Source organism: Paramagnetospirillum sp., assembly GCF_058402745.1.
In genome coordinates this window covers 277526-291968 of the sequence record NZ_JBZVFI010000012.1, presented here as the reverse complement: position 1 = coordinate 291968, position 14443 = coordinate 277526, and the positions used below count along the sequence as shown (strand labels likewise).

The 14443-nt window shown below is 62.1% G+C and carries 15 protein-coding genes and 3 pseudogenes; 8 read left to right on the top strand and 10 right to left on the bottom strand.

Going from position 1 to position 14443, the window contains the following annotated elements; genetic code table 11:
• Positions 1-574: 574 nt before the first annotated feature.
• The 4 genes and pseudogenes from ACV4UZ_RS10915 to ACV4UZ_RS10900 all read right to left on the bottom strand — a co-directional run bounded on the left by ACV4UZ_RS10915 (position 575) and on the right by ACV4UZ_RS10900 (position 2472).
• Entirely contained in the window at positions 575-1072 is a 498-nt protein-coding gene (locus ACV4UZ_RS10915; RefSeq protein ID WP_491600854.1) for a bacteriohemerythrin, read from the bottom strand.
• Positions 1035-1595, bottom strand: a complete 561-nt coding sequence (locus tag ACV4UZ_RS10910; RefSeq protein WP_491600853.1) for an EAL domain-containing protein — start codon at positions 1593-1595, stop codon at positions 1035-1037. Before ACV4UZ_RS10910 ends, ACV4UZ_RS10915 begins: the two co-directional genes overlap by 38 nt.
• A gap of 152 nt (positions 1596-1747) precedes the next feature.
• Positions 1748-1924 (bottom strand): annotated as a pseudogene (locus ACV4UZ_RS10905) (nitrate- and nitrite sensing domain-containing protein); the annotation flags it as partial.
• A 41-nt stretch (positions 1925-1965) separates the two neighbouring features.
• Entirely contained in the window at positions 1966-2472 is a 507-nt protein-coding gene (locus ACV4UZ_RS10900; protein WP_491600852.1) for a nitrate- and nitrite sensing domain-containing protein, read from the bottom strand.
• 454 nt (positions 2473-2926) lie between these two features.
• On the opposite strand from ACV4UZ_RS10900, the pseudogene ACV4UZ_RS10895 reads away from it, so the two are divergent.
• Positions 2927-4171 (top strand): annotated as a pseudogene (locus tag ACV4UZ_RS10895) (ISL3 family transposase).
• 100 nt (positions 4172-4271) lie between these two features.
• Here ACV4UZ_RS10895 and ACV4UZ_RS10890 read toward each other — a convergent pair.
• Positions 4272-4592: pseudogene (locus ACV4UZ_RS10890) on the bottom strand (plasmid pRiA4b ORF-3 family protein); the annotation flags it as partial.
• A 64-nt stretch (positions 4593-4656) separates the two neighbouring features.
• On the opposite strand from ACV4UZ_RS10890, the gene ACV4UZ_RS10885 reads away from it, so the two are divergent.
• Entirely contained in the window at positions 4657-5667 is a 1011-nt protein-coding gene (locus ACV4UZ_RS10885; protein WP_491599453.1) for an IS30 family transposase, read from the top strand.
• Here the strand turns inward: ACV4UZ_RS10885 and ACV4UZ_RS10880 are convergent.
• The 3 genes from ACV4UZ_RS10880 to tnpB (ACV4UZ_RS10870) form a co-directional block, all read right to left on the bottom strand.
• Entirely contained in the window at positions 5571-5918 is a 348-nt protein-coding gene (locus ACV4UZ_RS10880) for a plasmid pRiA4b ORF-3 family protein (RefSeq protein WP_491600849.1), read from the bottom strand. The two genes, ACV4UZ_RS10885 and ACV4UZ_RS10880, sit on opposite strands and share 97 nt — an antisense overlap.
• Positions 5915-7462 (bottom strand): IS66 family transposase, encoded by a 1548-nt coding sequence (tnpC, locus tag ACV4UZ_RS10875; protein ID WP_491600542.1) that lies wholly within the window; start codon positions 7460-7462, stop codon positions 5915-5917. Before tnpC (ACV4UZ_RS10875) ends, ACV4UZ_RS10880 begins: the two co-directional genes overlap by 4 nt.
• An 87-nt stretch (positions 7463-7549) precedes the next feature.
• Complete coding sequence (gene tnpB, locus ACV4UZ_RS10870) at positions 7550-7897, bottom strand: IS66 family insertion sequence element accessory protein TnpB (protein WP_043744949.1); 348 nt, start codon at positions 7895-7897, stop codon at positions 7550-7552.
• Between the two features lie 272 nt (positions 7898-8169).
• Between tnpB (ACV4UZ_RS10870) and tnpA the strand changes: the two genes are divergently transcribed.
• The 6 genes from tnpA (at position 8170) to ACV4UZ_RS10840 (ending at position 12353) form a co-directional block, all read left to right on the top strand.
• Positions 8170-8520 carry an IS66-like element accessory protein TnpA gene (gene tnpA, locus ACV4UZ_RS10865; RefSeq protein ID WP_158303983.1) on the top strand — a complete coding sequence of 117 codons (351 nt, stop codon included), beginning with the start codon at positions 8170-8172 and terminating at the stop codon, positions 8518-8520.
• Positions 8517-8864 carry an IS66 family insertion sequence element accessory protein TnpB gene (gene tnpB, locus ACV4UZ_RS10860; RefSeq protein ID WP_043744949.1) on the top strand — a complete coding sequence of 116 codons (348 nt, stop codon included), beginning with the start codon at positions 8517-8519 and terminating at the stop codon, positions 8862-8864. Before tnpA ends, tnpB (ACV4UZ_RS10860) begins: the two co-directional genes overlap by 4 nt.
• 87 nt (positions 8865-8951) lie before the next feature.
• Positions 8952-10499: an IS66 family transposase gene (tnpC, locus tag ACV4UZ_RS10855; protein WP_491600542.1), complete on the top strand. Its 1548-nt coding sequence runs from the start codon at positions 8952-8954 to the stop codon at positions 10497-10499.
• The gene (locus ACV4UZ_RS10850) at positions 10496-11086 is read left to right on the top strand and encodes a plasmid pRiA4b ORF-3 family protein (RefSeq protein ID WP_011385681.1); all 591 of its coding nucleotides are present in this window, start codon (positions 10496-10498) and stop codon (positions 11084-11086) included. The genes tnpC (ACV4UZ_RS10855) and ACV4UZ_RS10850 overlap by 4 nt, the downstream gene beginning before the upstream one ends.
• A gap of 218 nt (positions 11087-11304) precedes the next feature.
• Positions 11305-11841 (top strand): biliverdin-producing heme oxygenase, encoded by a 537-nt coding sequence (locus ACV4UZ_RS10845; RefSeq protein WP_491600851.1) that lies wholly within the window; start codon positions 11305-11307, stop codon positions 11839-11841.
• 251 nt (positions 11842-12092) lie between these two features.
• On the top strand, positions 12093-12353 hold the full coding sequence (locus tag ACV4UZ_RS10840) for a transposase (protein ID WP_491600850.1): 261 nt from the start codon (positions 12093-12095) through the stop codon (positions 12351-12353).
• On the opposite strand, the gene ACV4UZ_RS10835 is transcribed toward ACV4UZ_RS10840, so the two are convergent.
• Complete coding sequence (locus ACV4UZ_RS10835; RefSeq protein WP_011385681.1) at positions 12304-12894, bottom strand: plasmid pRiA4b ORF-3 family protein; 591 nt, start codon at positions 12892-12894, stop codon at positions 12304-12306. The genes ACV4UZ_RS10840 and ACV4UZ_RS10835 overlap by 50 nt on opposite strands.
• A complete protein-coding gene (gene tnpC / locus ACV4UZ_RS10830; protein ID WP_491600542.1) occupies positions 12891-14438 on the bottom strand; it encodes an IS66 family transposase in 1548 nt (515 codons plus the stop codon). The genes ACV4UZ_RS10835 and tnpC (ACV4UZ_RS10830) overlap by 4 nt, the downstream gene beginning before the upstream one ends.
• Positions 14439-14443 lie beyond the last annotated feature (5 nt).

Genomic DNA, 14443 nt, shown 5'->3' with positions numbered 1-14443 from the left:
AGGCCACCCATCGGCATATCGCGACAGAAACCGCAGGAGATCCACTTAGCCGACGACCAAATCTGTCCGAACAAACCCGGCCACCTCTCATCCACACACATATGGAGCGTTCGTTATCTATTTCCACGCCTCCGGTTGCGTCAAAAAGATCGACGGTCCGGGATAGACGGATACAATCATTACCGTCGCCGGAAGAGGTCTCAGGATGAGGTGTTTGAAGAGACGGTGACGGTGACGGAAAATTCCAGGGGAGTAAAGTTCCGGAAGCGCGGTTATCTATCTGCCGATTCGCGAGCTTCGGCCCAGTTGCGCGAAATTCGTCAATTCCGATTTTATCGTCCAGGCAGGTTATTTGTACGGCCGCCTGCATCAGAAAAACGTCGAGATTAAACGGGTGGTTATGGTGGATCCGAGCACCGGTCGGACGGCCATACGGGATTTCACGGTTCCAACTTCAACAGCCTATTGACGGGCCAATTGAAATTTGTATCCAGTCTGGTCACCCGTTCCACTTATGTCTTCCGATCTTTCTCACTGGCTGCATCACCTGTCGCAGCCCCCCGAAGATCCAACATCAATCAATGACTAGCACGGCAAAGTTAGATCGTTGAGCCAGATATTCAGCGAGTTTTTGGTCTTCCATCTTGATGTGTCCGGTAACCCAGTTTCTCAAGGATTGAACCTCGCTCCCAGATAACTTCGAATGGCCCTCTCGTCTCACACGTGCGATTAGTTCAGAAAGTACCCGGATCAGCCCCCTGTGAACCGCCGCATGTTCCTCCCTGTCAGGGTAGTCGGTTTGCTTCATCACATCTTCTTCGCGCTCGAAATGGACACGGGTGAAGTCCGCCAACTCGGACAGTACCGCGTTGATACCTTCATCCGTTGATGGCCCCGCCAACCGGATCACCAAGAAGTCCATCATGGACGCAATCTGGGCATGATCCTGGTCGATGAAGTCCACCCCGAGTTTCTTGCCGTCAAACCATTCCGGTGCCGTCTGTTCCATAGTTGGACCTTTGTTTGAATGGGTGTTAACGGGGAAAATCATTGGCGGCGACAGGCCGACCAAGGAGGTAGCCCTGGGCCTCGTCGCAACCAAGATGCCTGATCAGGTCCATCTGCTGCTCGGTTTCGATCCCTTCGGCCACTACCTTCAACCCCATGCGGCGTCCCAATTGGACGGAACTTTCGACGATGGCCAGCGATCCTTCCTCTTCCAGCGCCTTGGCGATGAAGGACTGATCGATCTTCAATTCGGTAAACGGTCCGTGTTGAAGTTGCTTCAATGACGAATAGCCGGTGCCAAAATCGTCGATAGACAGGGCGAATCGCCGCATCCGCAACCGGGTCAGGATAGCTCCCATTTCGTCACCCCGTTCGGTTCCGCCCACAATCACCGAAAAATCGTTGGCTGACAGTCGCTCCATGGTACCCACCAGTGAGCCGATGGCCGATGTCATCTGGCGCACCACAGCCCATGCCACAGCCAGCGCCACAGCCGCCGCCGCGAGCACACCGAAAATGGTTGCTCCCAGTACGCCGTGGGCGTCTGAGCTAACTCGCGAGGCCAGGGCAAGAACATCGGCGGCCATACGGTCTTCGACCGTTTTAAGGAGGTTGATCCGTTCGGTAGCGGCAGCAAACCAGCGGGGCCTGTGACATCTCCCACATTGCCGGTGGCCGTGCTCTCCAGGCCGATCTTGCGCATACGATCCACCGTCTGAGTAGCAGGGCTGTCCAGGGTCGAACGATAAAATTCCACCTGCTCAGGCGCAGCACTGGCCTGGAATTCGGTAAGGAACTGCCTCTGCTCAGCCACGATGGATACAAAGCGCAGGTAGACGTCGGGCCCAAACTTTCCCGCAGCAAAGGCGCCAGCAGCGGTTGCTCGCTCCTGCCCGGCCTTCTCCTTGCCTTCCATCAGCTTAAGGTAGGCACCAACCATGCTGTCCTACCCAGATGTCACTCGACAAGAGAGATATCTGGCTGACTACGTCCAATTGCAACCGAATAGTCTCGGTGAAGTCGCCGAACGAGGTTCGGGGCGTCAATGGAAAGCGCATCGATGGCATCGCGGGAAGTGACCAGAGCTTCATAGCGCTTGGCGGCAGCCTCAACCTTGGGAGGAAAACTGCGTCCAAGCGCCGTCAGGTCGATGCTGGACACCGAGCGTTCGAGCTTGGCACGGGCCTCATCGGTCAACTTGCGCTGTGCCTTTAGCTCGTCGCGAAATTTTTCGCCCTTGCTCCCGATGAACACCGCCGAGGTACCGCGCTCCTTCTGCACTTCGTGCACTAGGGCGCTGATGTCTGCGGTGAGCGGTGCAATGGCCGCTAGGGCTGCTGTCTCAGATACCACCCGCGCCTTGTCACTGATAACATAGGCGGCCAAGCCAAAAATTAGTGCGGCGGGAAACAGGAACGAGAGGGTGATCTTTCCAGAAATCTTGAGATCAGTAAGCCGGATCATGTACTCCCCCTGTTATTATTTTAGGCATTAGGCATTATCATCATTATCGGCGCTATTTGCTTACCGTAGTTCGCGGGATACCATTTCAATGGCACAGAGGTGCCTGGCGCGTCGCTCTATCCAAAATGATAGGGGCAACAAATGATCCGCGTTACCACTACTACGCCACGGAAAGCCGCCACTGAATTGGTCGACAAGTGAATTGCCTCTTCGACGTTGGAAGTGGAATTGCGCCGGTTCCGGCGTGAGCGCCCTGCCTACCTGTAGCTGAATATCCCCTTGTTCGATTAATCCGCTGACCATCCCCTCGTCCCGACCTGCCGTCTGGCAGGCCATCGAGCGGAGCGGTGGTCAGGGATGGCCGCAGGCCACCGCGTCAGCGGCGTGGGACGCGTCCTTGACCGGCGTGAGCACGATGGCACTCTGCGGTGGTCTGGGAGGAGAGGAGATCGACGTGGACGCCAATACGATCATGGCTTTGGGGCTGGGCGTTTCCCCGCCGTGGAAACTGGTCGAGCAGCGACTGGACACGACGGTTCATCCGCACGTGCTGCACCTGGAGATTGCGGTCGATCGCGGCACCATGTTTGCCTGTCCCCAGTGTGGCCGAGCCTGCAAGGCGCACGACTTCGCGGAGTTCACCTGGCGGCACCTCAACTTCTTCCAGCACCATTGCCACATCACCGCCAAGGTGCCGCGCACCGACTGTCCGGAGCATGGTGTGCTTCGGATCGGCGTGCCGTGGGCGAGAGAAGGCAGTCAGTTCACTCTGCTGTTCGAGCAGGTGGCGCTGGTTCTGGTCCGCGAGGATGCCGGTGCTGGCGGCGGCTCGCATCATCGAGGTCACTGACAACCGTCTATGGCGGATCGTTCATCATTATGTCCGCAAGGCGGTGGAGCGCCTCGACCTGTCCAAGCTCGCCGCCGTCGGCCTTGATGAAACCGCCGCCAAGCGCGGCCATACCTATGTCACCGTGTTCATCGATCTCGACCGCAAGGACAAGCCGGTGGTCTTCGTCACCCCCGGCCGGGGCAAGGAGACCGTCACCGGGTTCAAGGCGTTCATGATGGACCATGGCGGCCAGCCGGGCCGCGTCGTCGAGGTGGTCTGCGACATGAGCCCCGCCTTCATCGCCGCCATCGGGGAAACCTTCCCAACGCCGCCGTCACCGTGGACTGGTTCCATGTGGTCCAGTTGTTCACCAAGGCCCTCGACGAGGTCCGACGCGCCGAAGCCAGGAGCAACAAGCTGCCCAAGGCGCTGCGCTGGGCCATCCTGAAGAAGGCCGACGGCAAGATGACCGAGGCACAGGCAGAGGCTCTGGCCGAACTGGAAGCCTCCGACCTGTTGACCGCCATCGCATGGCGGCTCAAGGAGAAACTCCGCTGGGTGCGCAAGGCCGACACCGTCCAGGCTGCCCGCTGGCGGATCACCAACTTTCTGCGCCATGCACTCGAGGTGATCGGCGACAACACCATCCTCGATCCCGTCCGCAAGGCGTTGGGAACCGTCGAGCACCACCGCCAACGCATCCTCGAACGCTGGACATCAACCCACAGCAACGCCCGACTGGAGGGCTTCAACGGCCTCTTCCAGGCGGCACGCGCTCGCGCCAGGGGCTACCGCAATACCACAACCTTCGCGACCATGATCTACCTGATCGCCGCCCCACTCGGGGATCTCTTCAAATCCATTTGAGGCGTCGAAGAACCAGTGAATTTCAGGCAAAGCACCCTTTGTTCCACCCACTCAAAAGTGGTAGGCGACATATACCTTATGGGTAACCGTCCTCTGACGGCTACGGCGTTGCCTTGGGTTTCCGCTTACGCCGATTGGCAAACTTGGTGAATTCCTTGCGGATAGCGGCTTCGTCGATGGTCGATGGATCAAATCCGGGGCCGCGCCATTCGATCATGTTGTCATGGTCTTCATGGTCGGGATCGGCGATGACTTCGAGGTAATGGGCGTAGCCCCAGGGCCCGCCGCAGTCTTCTGGCGGGCAGGCGCCTTGGGCGTCCAGCAAGCGGGGATAGCTGACCTCGGGATCGGCTTCGGCGAGAGCTTCGAGTTTCACCGTATGCATCCAATCGTCGCCGAAATCGTAAACGTATTGGAATGTTTTGTTCCGTTTGAGGTGGAGGAGGAGATCCTAAGCTCACGATCGAAGTGCAACACCCGCTATAATGGGTGCTGCGATGGGACAACGATACAATCAGCTCAGTCTGGATGAGCGGTGCGAGATTTACCGTCTGCATGCAGACGGTAAATCTCGGCGAGCCATTGCCCGGGCCTTGGGCCGGGCGGCGTCAACAATCAGCCGAGAGCTGGAGCGCAACAGTGGCGCCCAAGTCGGCTACAAGGTGGATTGGGCGATGATCCAGGCCCGCGCCCGGCGGCGGCGCAAGCTTTACAAACTGGAGCGCTCGAGCGCGCTCAGGAAACTGACCTTGGACGGCCTTGCGATGGGATGGTCCCCGGAGCAGATCGCCGGGCGGCTCGAGCTTGAGCAAGGTAGGCCGGTGATCAGCCACGAGTCAATTTACCGCTACATCTACTGGCGCGTGAACAGCCACAAGGACTATCTGCACCGGCTGCTGCCGCGCGCCAAGTTTCAGCGTGGCTGGCGTGGCCGCAAGGGCGGCAGCTCGGTGCATTTCATTCCCCAGCGAGTGCCGGTAGCCGAGCGTCCCGCCGAGGTCGCCGACCGGCGCCAGACCGGCCACTGGGAAGCCGATCTGATGCTGTTCTCCCGCTATCGCCAAGCCGTCCTGGTGGCGCACGAACGTAGCTCGCGCCTGCTTCTGCTCCGGCATCACCTCAGCAAAGCCGCCGAGCCAATCGCCGACAGCCTGACCGCCATGCTGCGGCGATTTCCTGCCGAGCAGCGCCGCACCATCACCTTCGATAACGGCTCTGAATTCGCGGCCCATCGCCGCCTGAAGACAAGGCTTCGCATGAAAACCTATTTCTGCGATCCCCATAGCCCCTGGCAGAAGGGCGGCGTCGAGAACGCCATCGGGCGAATGCGGCGGGGACTGCCGCGAAAAACAGATCTCGCGGCAGTTTCCCAGGCCGATCTGGACGACCTGGCCATGGACTACAACCTCACCCCGCGAAAGTGCCTCGGATATCGAACTCCGCTTGAGGCTTTCCTCGGAAAAGCCATCGATCTCGGTGTTGCACTTGAAATGTGAGTCCATCGATCGGCCAGGGTCGCCGTTTTGGCGGAGAGGGTGTTTGAGTCCGGCCAATCCGGGTCGGGAATGCCATAGGCGACGGCGCGGCCGACGCGGAATTCGTAGAGGTGATAGTTTTCCCAGCCCATGGCGATCTGGATGACAAGGTGCAGATCCGCCAGACGCATGGTGAGTGGCACTTCGATCCGCCGGATCACGGGCAGGTCCATGTCATCGAGTTGGATCTTGAGGCGGGCAATCTCGGTCATGGTGCGATGTTCCAGGGCAGCAGGGCGGCGATGCGGTTTACCGGGTGGTCGGCAATCCGCGTCAGAACATCGCGCAGATAGGCCTCCGGGTCGAGGCCGTTGAGCTTGGCGGTCTCGGTCAGAGTGTAGATGGCGGCGGCGCGGTCGCCGCCGGCATCGGAGCCGGCGAACAACCAGTTTTTTCGGCCCAGTGCCAGCGGGCGCATCGCCCGTTCGGCGGCGTTGTTGCTGATCTCCAGGTGGCCATCGTCGAGATAGCGGGTGAGCGCTGACCAGCGCGAGCGGGCATAGCGGATGGCGGCGGCCAACTCGCTTTTGCCGGAGATGCGGGTCAGGCTGGCGTCGAGGTAGCCTGCCAGATCTCCCATGATGGGACAGGCCTCGACCTGTCGGATGGCGCGACGCTGGTCGGGTGGGATGCCGACAATGGCGCGCTCGACGGCGAACAGGCGACCGATACGTTCCAGCGCCTCCGCGGCGATCGGTGCCGTGGTGGCGACATGGACATCGTGGAATTTGCGGCGTACATGCGCCCAGCAGGCGACCTCCGTCACTGGCGGTGGTTTGCCCTCCTTGGCCAGGTACAACTCGCCGAAGCCGGCATAGCCATCGGCATGGAGGTGGCCACGGAAACCGGCGAGATGCTTCTGTGGACGCTCGCCCTTGCGGTCTGGACTGTAGCGGTAGGCCACGGCGGGTGGAGCCGGTCCATCCCAGGGCCGCTCGTCGCGCAGATACGCCCATAATCGGCCGGTTTTGGTCTTGCCGATCCCCGGCGCCAGCACGGGCACCGGCGTGTCGTCACCATGGATCTGGCCGCCGGCCATGGCATGGGCCTCGGCCGCGTCCACCAGGGGACGGACCAGGGTGGCGGCCTTGCCGACCCACTCGGCCAGGAGTCCACGGTCGAGATCGACGCCATCGCGGGCATAGATCCCCGATTGGCGGTAGAGCGGCAGGTGATCGCAGTATTTAGACACCAGCACATGGGCCAGCAAGGCGGCGGAGGGCAGACCGCGCTCGATCGGCATCGAGGGCATCGGCGCCTGGACCATGCCCTCGCAGGCTCGGCAGGAATAGGCGGGCCGGATGTGGCGGATCACCTGAAAGCGGCCGGGGACGTAATCGAGGATCTCGGTGACGTCTTCGCCGACCTTGCGCATCGCTCCGCCGCAGGAAGGGCAGGTACAGGCGCTATCGTGGACCACCTCGGTGCGCGGCAGGTGTGGCGGCAGCGGCCGCCGGGCACGATTGCGCTTCGGCGCGGGGCCGTCGCTCGCACCGTCCTCGGCTGGCGCCAAGGCGGCGGCGGCACTCGATTCGACCTCCTCCAGCATCAGCTCCAACTGATCGGCGGCGCGGCTGATTTTCTCCGACGAGCGGCCGAACTGCATCCGGCGCAAACGGGCCAGCTCGATCCGCAGCTTCTCCACCTCCAGCGTCTTGCTCATCAGGCCGGCCTGGGCGGCGGCCAACGCATCCGCCTGGGTGGCGATGATGGCCTGTAGCGCGACGATATCGGTGGGCAGGGCGTCTGGAACCATGCCGTCGATTCTACCGTCAGAAGCAGATTCCGACCAGCGCCAGCCCCTCATTTTGTGAGGATTCCCGCCGGGTGTGGCGGGAATGACTCACCCCGCCGATTGCGGCTTCCAGGTGCGGATCGGCATCCTCCAGTCGATCCCCTCCAGCAGCATGCCGAGTTGCGCCGGAGTCAGCCCGACGATGCCGTCCGCCGGCGACGGCCAGACGAAGCGGCCCTTCTCCAGACGCTTGGAAAATAGGCAAAGACCTTGGCCGTCCCACCACAACACCTTGATCAGATCGCCCCGCCGCCCCCGGAACACGAAGACCTGGCCGCCGAAGGGATCGCGAGACAGCTTCGCCTGCACCAGCATCGCCAGCCCGTCAAAACCTTTGCGCATGTCGGTGTGCCCGGAAGCCAACCACACCCGCGTCGACGTCGGCGGCACGATCATCCCAGCGCCGCCAGTACCCGGCGTAACGGCTCGGTCGCCACCTCCGGCCCCACCCGGACCATCACGCCAGTGGGCAGCACGATTTCAATCCGCCCGCTATCGTCCGGCACCACAGCCGGGGGCTCCGAAACCGCGATCGCCAGAAAACCACCATCAGCGATCCCAGTAGCGGCCGCCAGCAATTCCGTAACCGTCCTCTGACGGCTGCCTTGTGCGGCGGGGCGAGTTGAGGCCAAGTGCCAAGCATTATGGTGACTTTAATGCGTGGCACGATGACCCAGGTCGAGGTGATCACGTCGGTTCAGCGCCGTCGGCGTTGGAGTGCGGCGGACAAGCAGCAGATGGTGGCGGAGTCGGCGATGCCGGGCCGGACAGTGTCCAGCGTGGCCCGGCGCCATGGGATCGCGCCACAGCAGTTGTTCACTTGGCGGCGGGAGTTGCTGGCGGCCGCTACTGGGATCGCTGATGGTGGTTTTCTGGCGATCGCGGTTTCGGAGCCCCCGGCTGTGGTGCCGGACGATAGCGGGCGGATTGAAATCGTGCTGCCCACTGGCGTGATGGTCCGGGTGGGGCCGGAGGTGGCGACCGAGCCGTTACGCCGGGTACTGGCGGCGCTGGGATGATCGTGCCGCCGACGTCGACGCGGGTGTGGTTGGCTTCCGGGCACACCGACATGCGCAAAGGTTTTGACGGGCTGGCGATGCTGGTGCAGGCGAAGCTGTCTCGCGATCCCTTCGGCGGCCAGGTCTTCGTGTTCCGGGGGCGGCGGGGCGATCTGATCAAGGTGTTGTGGTGGGACGGCCAAGGTCTTTGCCTATTTTCCAAGCGTCTGGAGAAGGGCCGCTTCGTCTGGCCGTCGCCGGCGGACGGCATCGTCGGGCTGACTCCGGCGCAACTCGGCATGCTGCTGGAGGGGATCGACTGGAGGATGCCGATCCGCACCTGGAAGCCGCAATCGGCGGGGTGAGTCATTCCCGCCACACCCGGCGGGAATCCTCACAAAATGAGGGGCTGGCGCTGGTCGGAATCTGCTTCTGACGGTAGAATCGACGGCATGGTTCCAGACGCCCTGCCCACCGATATCGTCGCGCTACAGGCCATCATCGCCACCCAGGCGGATGCGTTGGCCGCCGCCCAGGCCGGCCTGATGAGCAAGACGCTGGAGGTGGAGAAGCTGCGGATCGAGCTGGCCCGTTTGCGCCGGATGCAGTTCGGCCGCTCGTCGGAGAAAATCAGCCGCGCCGCCGATCAGTTGGAGCTGATGCTGGAGGAGGTCGAATCGAGTGCCGCCGCCGCCTTGGCGCCAGCCGAGGACGGTGCGAGCGACGGCCCCGCGCCGAAGCGCAATCGTGCCCGGCGGCCGCTGCCGCCACACCTGCCGCGCACCGAGGTGGTCCACGATAGCGCCTGTACCTGCCCTTCCTGCGGCGGAGCGATGCGCAAGGTCGGCGAAGACGTCACCGAGATCCTCGATTACGTCCCCGGCCGCTTTCAGGTGATCCGCCACATCCGGCCCGCCTATTCCTGCCGAGCCTGCGAGGGCATGGTCCAGGCGCCGATGCCCTCGATGCCGATCGAGCGCGGTCTGCCCTCCGCCGCCTTGCTGGCCCATGTGCTGGTGTCTAAATACTGCGATCACCTGCCGCTCTACCGCCAATCGGGGATCTATGCCCGCGATGGCGTCGATCTCGACCGTGGACTCCTGGCCGAGTGGGTCGGCAAGGCCGCCACCCTGGTCCGTCCCCTGGTGGACGCGGCCGAGGCCCATGCCATGGCCGGCGGCCAGATCCATGGTGACGACACGCCGGTGCCCGTGCTGGCGCCGGGGATCGGCAAGACCAAAACCGGCCGATTATGGGCGTATCTGCGCGACGAGCGGCCCTGGGATGGACCGGCTCCACCCGCCGTGGCCTACCGCTACAGTCCAGACCGCAAGGGCGAGCGTCCACAGAAGCATCTCGCCGGTTTCCGTGGCCACCTCCATGCCGATGGCTATGCCGGCTTCGGCGAGTTGTACCTGGCCAAGGAGGGCAAACCACCGCCAGTGACGGAGGTCGCCTGCTGGGCGCATGTACGCCGCAAATTCCACGATGTCCATGTCGCCACCACGGCACCGATCGCCGCGGAGGCGCTGGAACGTATCGGTCGCCTGTTCGCCGTCGAGCGCGCCATTGTCGGCATCCCACCCGACCAGCGTCGCGCCATCCGACAGGTCGAGGCCTGTCCCATCATGGGAGATCTGGCAGGCTACCTCGACGCCAGCCTGACCCGCATCTCCGGCAAAAGCGAGTTGGCCGCCGCCATCCGCTATGCCCGCTCGCGCTGGTCAGCGCTCACCCGCTATCTCGACGATGGCCACCTGGAGATCAGCAACAACGCCGCCGAACGGGCGATGCGCCCGCTGGCACTGGGCCGAAAAAACTGGTTGTTCGCCGGCTCCGATGCCGGCGGCGACCGCGCCGCCGCCATCTACACTCTGACCGAGACCGCCAAGCTCAACGGCCTCGACCCGGAGGCCTATCTGCGCGATGTTCTGACGCGGATTGCCGACCACCCGGTAAACCGCATCGCCGCCCTGCTGCCCTGGAACATCGCACCATGACCGAGATTGCCCGCCTCAAGATCCAACTCGATGACATGGACCTGCCCGTGATCCGGCGGATCGAAGTGCCACTCACCATGCGTCTGGCGGATCTGCACCTTGTCATCCAGATCGCCATGGGCTGGGAAAACTATCACCTCTACGAATTCCGCGTCGGCCGCGCCGTCGCCTATGGCATTCCCGACCCGGATTGGCCGGACTCAAACACCCTCTCCGCCAAAACGGCGACCCTGGCCGATCTCCTCCTCCACCTCAAACGGAACAAAACATTCCAATACGTTTACGATTTCGGCGACGATTGGATGCATACGGTGAAACTCGAAGCTCTCGCCGAAGCCGATCCCGAGGTCAGCTATCCCCGCTTGCTGGACGCCCAAGGCGCCTGCCCGCCAGAAGACTGCGGCGGGCCCTGGGGCTACGCCCATTACCTCGAAGTCATCGCCGATCCCGACCATGAAGACCATGACAACATGATCGAATGGCGCGGCCCCGGATTTGATCCATCGACCATCGACGAAGCCGCTATCCGCAAGGAATTCACCAAGTTTGCCAATCGGCGTAAGCGGAAACCCAAGGCAACGCCGTAGCCGTCAGAGGACGGTTACGCAATTCCGGCGGAAAGTGAGCGAAGTGAGACGGGTTTCTTGACAAAAACGGTGACGCCCGCATCCAGAGCGACCGCGCATTCAAGCCGATCCTGCATCATCTGCGACGTTAACTCACTGACGATGGCGCATCGGCTCATGGCCACGCCCGCGACATGGATCAGCTTGATGCGCTATGCCGGATAGACCATCATCCATTGATGCGGCATCTGATTCAAGAAGGGCTTACGTGTCGTGTATATGGAGATATTTTAGTTGCTCTTTATACGTTACACGCCCCAACTGAACGGGCGCTCTTGGAGTTTGTGCCGGAAACTGATGTCCCGCGTCGCAGTGATCTTTTGATGTCAGATATTGAAGAACTTGGAAGAGTTAGTGATCTTGTTACGCCAAGTGTCCCCCAATGGGACCGAAAGGCCCCATTAACACTAAATGATTATATTGGGATGCGGTATGTTATTGAAGGCTCTGCCATGGGAGGTCGTGCTATTCGAGAGAAGTTGATGGTTAATTTAGAGTGCAGCTGTAAGCATGTAATGAGATTTTTTGATGGTCAACATGACCACTCGCATTGGCAACGGTTCTGGGTTTATGTTGATCAATTGGACAGTTTAGATGCGACCTTAACCGCGAGTGCATCGAACGAATTTTTTCATGAAATCAGTGAGTTGTTTGATCGGCATCTGACCTATCGGAACAACCTATTAACGGCGGGATTTAAGCCGAGTTCAGAATAAGCGTATCCCCCTCGTAACGGCCATCTATTTGAGCGGCCCTTGCTCTGAGATTCTTCGTACCCCTCCGGTGACGCTTCCAATTACCCACATTTTGACGGTTTGGCTTGAACCGTTTTAAATGTGACGAATTACAGCGTAATGAAATTTCCTAACTCATCCATTTGAAAAATGCAAAAAATTACCATAAGGGTAACCGTCCTCTGACGGCTGCCTTGTGCGGCGGGGCGAGTTGAGGCCAAGTGCCAAGCATTATGGTGACTTTAATGCGTGGCACGATGACCCAGGTCGAGGTGATCACGTCGGTTCAGCGCCGTCGGCGTTGGAGTGCGGCGGACAAGCAGCAGATGGTGGCGGAGTCGGCGATGCCGGGCCGGACAGTGTCCAGCGTGGCCCGGCGCCATGGGATCGCGCCACAGCAGTTGTTCACTTGGCGGCGGGAGTTGCGTAACCGTCCTCTGACGGCTACGGCGTTGCCTTGGGTTTCCGCTTACGCCGATTGGCAAACTTGGTGAATTCCTTGCGGATAGCGGCTTCGTCGATGGTCGATGGATCAAATCCGGGGCCGCGCCATTCGATCATGTTGTCATGGTCTTCATGGTCGGGATCGGCGATGACTTCGAGGTAATGGGCGTAGCCCCAGGGCCCGCCGCAGTCTTCTGGCGGGCAGGCGCCTTGGGCGTCCAGCAAGCGGGGATAGCTGACCTCGGGATCGGCTTCGGCGAGAGCTTCGAGTTTCACCGTATGCATCCAATCGTCGCCGAAATCGTAAACGTATTGGAATGTTTTGTTCCGTTTGAGGTGGAGGAGGAGATCGGCCAGGGTCGCCGTTTTGGCGGAGAGGGTGTTTGAGTCCGGCCAATCCGGGTCGGGAATGCCATAGGCGACGGCGCGGCCGACGCGGAATTCGTAGAGGTGATAGTTTTCCCAGCCCATGGCGATCTGGATGACAAGGTGCAGATCCGCCAGACGCATGGTGAGTGGCACTTCGATCCGCCGGATCACGGGCAGGTCCATGTCATCGAGTTGGATCTTGAGGCGGGCAATCTCGGTCATGGTGCGATGTTCCAGGGCAGCAGGGCGGCGATGCGGTTTACCGGGTGGTCGGCAATCCGCGTCAGAACATCGCGCAGATAGGCCTCCGGGTCGAGGCCGTTGAGCTTGGCGGTCTCGGTCAGAGTGTAGATGGCGGCGGCGCGGTCGCCGCCGGCATCGGAGCCGGCGAACAACCAGTTTTTTCGGCCCAGTGCCAGCGGGCGCATCGCCCGTTCGGCGGCGTTGTTGCTGATCTCCAGGTGGCCATCGTCGAGATAGCGGGTGAGCGCTGACCAGCGCGAGCGGGCATAGCGGATGGCGGCGGCCAACTCGCTTTTGCCGGAGATGCGGGTCAGGCTGGCGTCGAGGTAGCCTGCCAGATCTCCCATGATGGGACAGGCCTCGACCTGTCGGATGGCGCGACGCTGGTCGGGTGGGATGCCGACAATGGCGCGCTCGACGGCGAACAGGCGACCGATACGTTCCAGCGCCTCCGCGGCGATCGGTGCCGTGGTGGCGACATGGACATCGTGGAATTTGCGGCGTACATGCGCCCAGCAGGCGACCTCCGTCACTGGCGGTGGTTTGCCCTCCTTGGCCAGGTACAACTCGCCGAAGCCGGCATAGCCATCGGCATGGAGGTGGCCACGGAAACCGGCGAGATGCTTCTGTGGACGCTCGCCCTTGCGGTCTGGACTGTAGCGGTAGGCCACGGCGGGTGGAGCCGGTCCATCCCAGGGCCGCTCGTCGCGCAGATACGCCCATAATCGGCCGGTTTTGGTCTTGCCGATCCCCGGCGCCAGCACGGGCACCGGCGTGTCGTCACCATGGATCTGGCCGCCGGCCATGGCATGGGCCTCGGCCGCGTCCACCAGGGGACGGACCAGGGTGGCGGCCTTGCCGACCCACTCGGCCAGGAGTCCACGGTCGAGATCGACGCCATCGCGGGCATAGATCCCCGATTGGCGGTAGAGCGGCAGGTGATCGCAGTATTTAGACACCAGCACATGGGCCAGCAAGGCGGCGGAGGGCAGACCGCGCTCGATCGGCATCGAGGGCATCGGCGCCTGGACCATGCCCTCGCAGGCTCGGCAGGAATAGGCGGGCCGGATGTGGCGGATCACCTGAAAGCGGCCGGGGACGTAATCGAGGATCTCGGTGACGTCTTCGCCGACCTTGCGCATCGCTCCGCCGCAGGAAGGGCAGGTACAGGCGCTATCGTGGACCACCTCGGTGCGCGGCAGGTGTGGCGGCAGCGGCCGCCGGGCACGATTGCGCTTCGGCGCGGGGCCGTCGCTCGCACCGTCCTCGGCTGGCGCCAAGGCGGCGGCGGCACTCGATTCGACCTCCTCCAGCATCAGCTCCAACTGATCGGCGGCGCGGCTGATTTTCTCCGACGAGCGGCCGAACTGCATCCGGCGCAAACGGGCCAGCTCGATCCGCAGCTTCTCCACCTCCAGCGTCTTGCTCATCAGGCCGGCCTGGGCGGCGGCCAACGCATCCGCCTGGGTGGCGATGATGGCCTGTAGCGCGACGATATCGGTGGGCAGGGCGTCTGGAACCATGCCGT

Bases quoted from the DNA above. Each gene is read 5' to 3' on its own strand.
- ACV4UZ_RS10910 (WP_491600853.1), bottom strand. From the start codon at position 1,595: ATGGCCGCCGATGTTCTTGCCCTGGCCTCGCGAGTTAGCTCAGACGCC.
- ACV4UZ_RS10900 (WP_491600852.1), bottom strand. From the start codon at position 2,472: ATGATCCGGCTTACTGATCTCAAGATTTCTGGAAAGATCACCCTCTCG.
- ACV4UZ_RS10885 (WP_491599453.1), top strand. From the start codon at position 4,657: ATGGGTGCTGCGATGGGACAACGATACAATCAGCTCAGTCTGGATGAG.
- ACV4UZ_RS10880 (WP_491600849.1), bottom strand. From the start codon at position 5,918: ATGACCGAGATTGCCCGCCTCAAGATCCAACTCGATGACATGGACCTG.
- tnpC (WP_491600542.1), bottom strand. From the start codon at position 7,462: ATGGTTCCAGACGCCCTGCCCACCGATATCGTCGCGCTACAGGCCATC.
- tnpB (WP_043744949.1), bottom strand. From the start codon at position 7,897: ATGATCGTGCCGCCGACGTCGACGCGGGTGTGGTTGGCTTCCGGGCAC.
- tnpA (WP_158303983.1), top strand. From the start codon at position 8,170: ATGACCCAGGTCGAGGTGATCACGTCGGTTCAGCGCCGTCGGCGTTGG.
- tnpB (WP_043744949.1), top strand. From the start codon at position 8,517: ATGATCGTGCCGCCGACGTCGACGCGGGTGTGGTTGGCTTCCGGGCAC.
- tnpC (WP_491600542.1), top strand. From the start codon at position 8,952: ATGGTTCCAGACGCCCTGCCCACCGATATCGTCGCGCTACAGGCCATC.
- ACV4UZ_RS10850 (WP_011385681.1), top strand. From the start codon at position 10,496: ATGACCGAGATTGCCCGCCTCAAGATCCAACTCGATGACATGGACCTG.
- ACV4UZ_RS10845 (WP_491600851.1), top strand. From the start codon at position 11,305: ATGCGGCATCTGATTCAAGAAGGGCTTACGTGTCGTGTATATGGAGAT.
- ACV4UZ_RS10840 (WP_491600850.1), top strand. From the start codon at position 12,093: ATGGTGACTTTAATGCGTGGCACGATGACCCAGGTCGAGGTGATCACG.
- ACV4UZ_RS10835 (WP_011385681.1), bottom strand. From the start codon at position 12,894: ATGACCGAGATTGCCCGCCTCAAGATCCAACTCGATGACATGGACCTG.
- tnpC (WP_491600542.1), bottom strand. From the start codon at position 14,438: ATGGTTCCAGACGCCCTGCCCACCGATATCGTCGCGCTACAGGCCATC.